Raw genomic sequence first — 1,393 nt, 5'->3', positions numbered from 1 at the left:
GCGCGTGGGCGTCGTCGCCCAGCAGGTCGATGCTCCACTCCACGGTGGCCCGGATCGTGCGCTGGCGTTCGGGCACGTCGCGCGCCGCGGTGGCGAGCAGCGGCAGCACCCGGTCGAGCCGTGCGAGCATGGCGGCCGGCGTGAGCAACCGGATGCGGGCGGCCGCGAGCTCGATCGCCAGCGGAACGCCCTCGAGGGCGCGGCAGATGCGGGCCACATCCTCGACGTTGTCATCGGTCACGTCGAACCTCGGATCGGCGGCTCGCGCCCGATCGCGGAACAACTGTACCGCCGGCGACTCCAGGATGACTCCCGTCGGAGCTTCGGAGGGCTCGGGCGGCAGGCCGAGCGGCTCGACGTCGAAGACCTGTTCTCCGCGCACGCGCAACCGGACCCGGCTCGTCACCAGGAAGGTCGCGCCCGGCAGGTCGGTCAGCAGCGAGAGGACGTCGGGTGCGGCATCCACGATCTGCTCGAAGTTGTCGAGCACGATGAGGTCGCGGCGTCCGGCCCGCGCGATGCCGAGCTGTTCGCTCAGTGGGGCGTCGCCCGAGTCGCGCACGCCCAGTTCCCGGGCGATCGCGCCCAGCACCTCGCCCGGATCGCGGACCTGCGCCAGTGCCACGAAGGTCACCCGGTCGAACCGAGCCCCGGCGTTGCGGGCGACCTCGATCGCGAGGCGGCTCTTGCCGATGCCGCCCGGACCGACGAGCGTGACCAGTCGTCGCGAGTCCTCCCCGAGCCACGCGAGGAGGGTCGCGACATCCTGCTCGCGGCCCACGGCGTCGGAGAAGGGCACGGGGAGGCGGCCTGCAGGCGAGGGGTTCGCGTCCGGCGTCGCTCCCACCGGCGTCGCCGCTCCTGTCGGTGCCGTCGTGATCGCTCCCGTCTGGGCCGGCGGCCGTGAGGCGTCGAAGCGCTCGGCGAGCAGGGTCGCGAGATCCGCCGTCACGAGCTCGGCCAACTCGTCGGCGCTCGAGAACGGCGTGTACGAGGCGGTGTCGTCGTCGCGGATGCGGCCGAGCAGGCCGCCGAGCCGCTCCTCTCGCCGAGCCGGCTGCTTCACGTAGATCAGCTTCGGCATGTCGGCGGGCGCGAGGCAGTACTCGTCCTCGAGGCCGGAGATCTCCTCCCCGGGCGCGACCCACCCGTACTCCTGCCAGTAGATGCCGACGAACACGTCGCTCTGGTCGAGGTAGGCGCGGTAGAGCTGCCGCGGCGGATGGGGACGGGCGCCGAGCTCGAACATGACGGGTGCCAGCCGCAGTCGCTCGATGGCGACCCGTGCGGCGCCTCGCTCGGGCGCCAGCTCCTTCAGGGTGGAGCTCACGAAGACGCGCAGCCGCTGATCGGGGGTGCGGATCGCCGGCGCGGGACGCATCAGGTCACCGGC

General features: G+C 72.7%; 1 protein-coding gene. It reads right to left on the bottom strand.

The annotated features are described in order from the left end of the window. A partial coding sequence (locus AC1DY2_RS19775; protein WP_476763960.1) for a DUF4062 domain-containing protein occupies positions 1–1,381 on the bottom strand: 1,381 nt, incomplete at its 3' end. Positions 1,382–1,393 lie beyond the last annotated feature (12 nt).

This window comes from Agromyces sp. P1_H4 (assembly GCF_056405255.1).
Note: the sequence above shows the minus strand (reverse complement) of the source record. Positions and strands in the feature narration are given on the sequence as shown.